This window comes from Fructilactobacillus sp. X3R2C1, from assembly GCF_059901235.1.
Genome location: NZ_JBWXVA010000005.1, coordinates 142249 through 148248, shown reverse-complemented (window position 1 = coordinate 148248; position 6000 = coordinate 142249). Strand labels below are relative to the sequence as shown.

The following is a 6000-nucleotide window of genomic DNA, read 5'->3' as shown; positions in this document are numbered from 1 at the left end:
ACAACTTAAAATTACCTTACACTTGTAATCAAAATCTTGTTCAGTTTTCAAAGATCTACTCTGACGCAACGTCGTCTCATTGTACCTCAACGCCGCATGTAATAATATACCATGTGGTTAATTTATTGTCAATAGAAAAGTTTGACTAATTTTAACCAAGTTGATATGCCGCACTTGACGACAACTAATACTATACTATCTATCACAGTTAACGTCAATACTTTTTTTAAATAAACCCAAATTAATTTAAATAAGGAAAAATTAAATTCAAAAATCCTCATTTTATTGATACACTTAAATAGTTAATGACTTATATAAAAAGAGGAAAAACATGGATTTTTTTAAATTTTTAATTGACTTTATATTACACATTGATCATCACTTAATCACGATCGTAAACATGTTTGGCGATTGGACATACTTAATCTTATTTGCAATCATATTTATTGAAACTGGAGCGGTCATTTTACCTTTCCTTCCTGGAGATTCACTTTTATTTGCAGCCGCTGCCCTATCTGCTAACTCCAATTATCATCTTAGTATCTGGATATTCATCATTATCTTCTTCTTAGCATCTGCCGGTGGAGACTCCCTTAACTTCTTTATTGGAAGAAAAGTTGGAAACGCACTAACTGAACACCACTTTTTTGGTAAATTTATCAAGGAAAAAGATCTAACTCGTGCACGCGAATTCTTCGATAAATACGGTGCAATTGCCATCTTTTTAGCTAGATTCATGCCAATTATCAGAACCTTTGCTCCCTTTGTAGCCGCTGGCACAGATTTCAGCTATAAAAAATTCCTTAAATACAACCTCATTGCTTGTATTAGTTGGGTACTGATCTGTTGTGGAGCTGGGTACTTCTTCGGAAATATTCCGTTCGTTCAGGAACACTTTTCACTAGTAATCATTTTGATTATCGTAATTTCACTAATTCCAGCTTTAATTGGATATCTAAAAAGCAAAATTTCTACATCGAAATAGGTTTCAAACAAAAAGAGCCTGTCTATTAGATCTTAATCTTCTAGACAGACTATTTTTTTAGTTGTCTTTTGCCAATCCAAATTATCAAAGATAATCCCAAAAGAATAATTAAAAAAAACAACAAAAAGCACATTAAAAAATACTGATTCGGCAATACGTTAATGATTGGATCTTTCTTTGGCGTAAAAACCCAATCTCGATTTCTAAAAAGAACATCATGGAAATAAATAAAAACATCTTGAAAATCCAAAACACAAAAGGCTCCAAAAAAAATTATAAATAAAATCGTCATTTCTGAAAGCAACTGAAACTTCCATAACTTCTTAAAGTAAAGGAAACGAATCATAATGACAAGTAAAACCATGGATACAATTAACAATACCAAATTATTAGCTAATACCAAGGCTCTTACATTGTTAAAATGTACCATCCCATTTGCTGAAATTGGAAACTGGTCCAAACTTAATTTAGACGCAAATGGATTCTGAATGAAACCAATCATTTTATAAAAATTACTCATTAATAATCCACTTGAAACATGAAATTGATTAGTTAAATTCAACACGGAAAATGCAACATAATAAAGCCAACTAGCATTGATAACAAAAAAAACGGCAAATGTTATTAAAAAAAGTAGTATTAAAACAAATACTACTAAATCTTTAAAACTATAAAGTATTCCATTCATCTAAGCTATTTACCTCATAAGTAGGTTGAACTTCTTTCTTTTTTACCTGTTCTCTGGTAGACACACCAGTATAAGTCAGCAAAGTATCTACTCCATCGTTAATGCCGGCCATAATATCAGTGTCATAATTATCGCCTACCATGATTACGTCTGCTTTGCTTAAATTCAATTGATCTAAAGCTTTTCTAACAATTAAGGTCTTGGGTTTGCCAATCATCACCGGCTCAACCCCTGAAGCATACCGAACTGAGTCGATAATTGAACCAGCACTTGGCAGCATCCCATATTCGCTTGGAATTCTCGCATCTGGATTAGTTCCAACAAATTTAGCTCCGTGGGCAATCCCCAGCACTGCTCGTGCTAATTTTTCATACGTCAAGTCACGATCAAGACCAACCACTACATACTCTGGATTATCTGTAAAAATATTGAAACCCATTTTCTCCATGGATTCCTTTAATCCATTTTCTCCAATAACGTACGCCGTTCTGGCTTTATTTTCATGCGACTTCGCATCCTCACTAACAAAAGCAGCTGTAGCCATCCCCGAAGTATAAACGTTGTCATTTGTAACATGAATATCGTGATTAAGTGCCAAATTATGGACCACCTCACTTGGAGTCTTGGTTGAATTATTCGTAACAAATAAAAAAGGAATGTGATTTTTCTGGAGTCTCTCAATAAAACGCTTAGCCGCTGGGATTCGCTTTTTTCCTTGATAAACGGTTCCATCCAAATCAATTAAATATCCCTTATAACTCTTCATCAAGATTTCACCTATTTCTGTCTAATGGTAAAGCTACGCTTGCCATCTCTAAAATGTTTTGATTTAAAATTATTATTTGACGTCTGATTAGCATTATGCTTGCTTGCAGTTCCTGCTTTTCTATTTTTTCCACCAGCACGTTGTCTTTTTCTACTAGTTTTATGGCTTTGATTCTTTTCCTTTTCGGCTTCCAAATTGTGTAAGACAAAGTAATTAGAACCAAAATTGGCATCCTCAATAATATAATCTGGAATTGCCGCATGACGTAAACCCTTACTAACATTTCTAAAGTCAGCATAAAAACCCTTTAGCCGTAACTGATTATATCCCCAGTCACCAACAATGTAATCAAAACGTGTCAAAATGGGATTAAATTTATTGGCAAATTCACCTAAATCAAAAGCATTTCTAATATTAGCTTCAAGAACGTACACGTGGCCATTAATGCTTAAAGTTGTTTCATCAACCTGCTTAATAGTAGCCAAGGAATCTCTCTCATCATTCCTTGTTTCAATCAAACTCTCAATTTCGTTGTGATCCATTTTACTTCCCCTCGATCGGAAACTTCTTTGCTAGATAATCACCAAAAACATCCCGCAAAGTTTCACCATAAAAAATGTTATTTTTACCCACAATACTAATCGCCGGGAAAAACGGAATAAAACTATAATGATCAATCAAAGCAATCGTGTATTTTTTATCGGGTTCTACTAGTTGATTATGATAGAATAACTGCTTTTTATTAGTGTCGTATCGAATCCCATCATAAATGAGCCTTCCAAAATATTTTCCCCGAAAACCCATTCCTTTTTGCTCAAAACGAACTAAAAAGTCCTTGTTCTTTTCCATTTCCATAATCATTTCCCACAAGTTATAACCATAAAATTGACTTTTCATAACGTGAATTGAATGTGGTAATAATTTATGGAGTTCGTTTTTGTCAACAATTCCCTTTTTTAAATCACCTAAAAACAAACCCGTGTTCAAAACGGCAGCAGTCGTCCCAGCTTTAGCTTCAATGGCCTTTAGTCCCAAGTCAACCAGTTCATTATCATCAGTTAGTGACGTTGTCATTGTATGAGGAATGTCAGCAACCTTACTACTTGCTAAAATTCTCTCACCGCGATCTTCAAGACGCTCAATCTCCTCTGCATCTTGCACATCAGTTTCCATTTCAGACGTTTTATATACACGTGCCTTAACGTTCTCTACTCTTTTTTCAGCGTTAACGTCAAAAGTAATTTCACCGACGTAGTGGCCCCATTTCTCAGCTGCGGTTAACATGGTTTGATTAACCATTTCACCATGAACTAACAAATGATGAGTGTGACCCCCAACAATAATATTGATATCAGGAAATACTTTCGCAATTCTTCGATCATTGCTAATCCCTAAGTGGGAAAGCAAAATCAGAACGTCATATTGCCCCTTCCAATCATTCAAGCAACGCTCAATAGTACTTTTAATTGGAAGTGAATTCCAATCCATGTATTGGTACGTGGGATAAGGTGCCGTTAAGCCCATAAAACGGACCCGAACATCATTTTTTAGCTTAAAATCACGATACGGGATCGCCCATTTTGGAAGTTGACCAGTTCTTTCATCAATCACATTATCCAAAACAACGGGAAAATTAGCATCATCATAAAGATGCGCCAGTTCGTCATGTGACATTGTTAGTGCTTCATTATTTCCAATTGTGGCAGCATCATAACCAACCGAATTCATCAATTCAATGTTGGCCTTACCAGTAGTAGCATCAGTCATCGCGTTTGATCGGTCAATGGCGTCACCGTCATCAACTTTAAACACTCGATAACCCTGCTTTTCCAATTGTTTTGTTCTTAGTTTCATAAATCTTCTGATCTTGGGCCAATTTTCAAAATGAGAATGAAGATCATTGGTATGCAGAATTGCTACTTTATCATCCATAAAATTACTTCCTCAAAATGTTTTCTGTAACTATCGCTAATTTCTATTTTAACATCCATCAATAACTATAATCAAAAAGTCGATGACTTTAATCATCGACTTCTTTGTTTTCTCTTCTTTTATCATTTAAAACTTTAAATCCATATAGAACAAGAAGCCAAACAACCGATCCAATTAATGCGATCAATGTTTGCATTTTGAAAATTAAAACAAAAGCAACGAAGACCATAAATCCAACAACGAAAAAGTCAGAATATGGGAAAAATGGCATCTTGAAGGTAAGTTTGTTTGTCTGTTCTTGGTTAAGTGACTTGCGATATTCATAGTGTGTAATAACAATTAAAGACCAAACAAACAAGAAACAAGTGGTAGCGATACTTGAAACTAATTCAAAAACACCGTCTGGCATCAAAATGTTTAACAACACTGAAATAGCAATCACAATCGTTGAAAACAAAATTGCATTTGCAGGAATGTGCCTTTTTGAAAGCGTTCCAAGCTTCTTTGCAAATTTATTTTGGCTCTTGTCGGTTAGAGAAAATAACATTCTACCGGTAGTAAAAATAGCACTATTACAAGAAGAGGCTGCAGCGGTCAAGACCACGAAATTAATAATAGCAGCTGCTGACTTAACTCCAATGTTTGAAAATACTTGGACAAAAGGACTCGAATTTGCTGAAATGTACTGCCAAGGAAAAATACACATCAGAGCCAATAACGAACCAACATAAAAAATAATGATTCTAGTTGGGACTTCATTAATACATTTAGGAATGATTCTCTGAGGATCTTGGGTCTCTGAAGCAGTCATCCCAATCATTTCAATTCCTGCAAAACTAAAAAGAACCATTTGAAAAGAAAGGACAAATCCCGATGCACCATGGGCAAAAAAGCCATCAGAATACAAATTAGACACCTGTGCATAACCAACACTTGTCTTGTAATGCATCAAAACCAAAACAATTCCAATAATGATTAACGCCACAATGGCCACCACTTTAATCAATGCAAACCAGAATTCGGTTTCACCAAAAGCAGACACGGTGATTGAGTTCAACAAGAATAAAATCAAAATTAAGAAGGCAGCAGTTACCCACTGTGGCAGGTCAGGAAACCAAAACTTCATGTATAGACCAGCAGCGGTTACTTCTGCCATTGCAATGGCAATCCAGCAAAACCAGTAGGTCCAGCCTGCCACAAAACCAGTTCTTTCTCCTAGGTACTTATTAATAAATTCAATGAACGAAACACTATTCGTATTTGAAAGTAGTAATTCACCAAGTGCTCTCATTAAGAAAAAGCAAGCAACTCCAGCAATTATATATGCAATGATAATGGATGGACCAGCCAAATGAATTGATTGACCAGCTCCTAAAAACAATCCGGTTCCAATGGTCCCGCCTAGTGCCATTAATTGAACGTGACGACTTTTAAGTCCACGTGACATTTGGTTTTCATTATTTGTATTTTTTTCCAACAAAAACATCCTTTCTTTACGTATGCCTACATTATACACGGATACGTGAAGCTGTTTGCTACTTTTTATGGAAATTATACAGATATTTTGTAAGAAAAACTACCAAAATTTCAAAAAAGGTTAAATCAATGACATAAAAAAGAAATCTTGGA

6 protein-coding genes are annotated in these 6000 nt (G+C 35.0%); 1 reads left to right on the top strand and 5 read right to left on the bottom strand.

The window, feature by feature from the left end:
* The first annotated feature begins 331 nt into the window (after nucleotides 1–331).
* The gene (locus tag AC6UDB_RS06315; protein ID WP_500709469.1) at nucleotides 332–985 is read left to right on the top strand and encodes a VTT domain-containing protein; all 654 of its coding nucleotides are present in this window, start codon (nucleotides 332–334) and stop codon (nucleotides 983–985) included.
* A 49-nt stretch (nucleotides 986–1034) separates the two neighbouring features.
* Here the strand turns inward: AC6UDB_RS06315 and AC6UDB_RS06310 are convergent, their stop codons facing one another.
* The 5 genes from AC6UDB_RS06310 to AC6UDB_RS06290 all read right to left on the bottom strand — a co-directional run bounded on the left by AC6UDB_RS06310 (nucleotide 1035) and on the right by AC6UDB_RS06290 (nucleotide 5857).
* Complete coding sequence (locus tag AC6UDB_RS06310) at nucleotides 1035–1673, bottom strand: TIGR01906 family membrane protein (protein ID WP_500709468.1); 639 nt, start codon at nucleotides 1671–1673, stop codon at nucleotides 1035–1037.
* Nucleotides 1654–2439 (bottom strand): TIGR01457 family HAD-type hydrolase, encoded by a 786-nt coding sequence (locus AC6UDB_RS06305; RefSeq protein ID WP_500709467.1) that lies wholly within the window; start codon nucleotides 2437–2439, stop codon nucleotides 1654–1656. The genes AC6UDB_RS06310 and AC6UDB_RS06305 overlap by 20 nt, the downstream gene beginning before the upstream one ends.
* A gap of 11 nt (nucleotides 2440–2450) precedes the next feature.
* Nucleotides 2451–2981 (bottom strand): YutD family protein, encoded by a 531-nt coding sequence (locus AC6UDB_RS06300; protein WP_500694414.1) that lies wholly within the window; start codon nucleotides 2979–2981, stop codon nucleotides 2451–2453.
* 1 nt (nucleotide 2982) lies between these two features.
* Entirely contained in the window at nucleotides 2983–4371 is a 1389-nt protein-coding gene (locus AC6UDB_RS06295; RefSeq protein WP_500709466.1) for a bifunctional metallophosphatase/5'-nucleotidase, read from the bottom strand.
* Nucleotides 4372–4459: 88 nt separating this feature from the next.
* Nucleotides 4460–5857, bottom strand: a complete 1398-nt coding sequence (locus tag AC6UDB_RS06290; protein WP_500696105.1) for an amino acid permease — start codon at nucleotides 5855–5857, stop codon at nucleotides 4460–4462.
* Between the last annotated feature and the right edge of the window lie 143 nt (nucleotides 5858–6000).

Bases quoted from the DNA above. Each gene is read 5' to 3' on its own strand.
- AC6UDB_RS06300 (WP_500694414.1), bottom strand. From the start codon at position 2,981: ATGGATCACAACGAAATTGAGAGTTTGATTGAAACAAGGAATGATGAG.
- AC6UDB_RS06290 (WP_500696105.1), bottom strand. From the start codon at position 5,857: ATGTTTTTGTTGGAAAAAAATACAAATAATGAAAACCAAATGTCACGT.
- AC6UDB_RS06305 (WP_500709467.1), bottom strand. From the start codon at position 2,439: ATGAAGAGTTATAAGGGATATTTAATTGATTTGGATGGAACCGTTTAT.
- AC6UDB_RS06310 (WP_500709468.1), bottom strand. From the start codon at position 1,673: ATGAATGGAATACTTTATAGTTTTAAAGATTTAGTAGTATTTGTTTTA.
- AC6UDB_RS06315 (WP_500709469.1), top strand. From the start codon at position 332: ATGGATTTTTTTAAATTTTTAATTGACTTTATATTACACATTGATCAT.
- AC6UDB_RS06295 (WP_500709466.1), bottom strand. From the start codon at position 4,371: ATGGATGATAAAGTAGCAATTCTGCATACCAATGATCTTCATTCTCAT.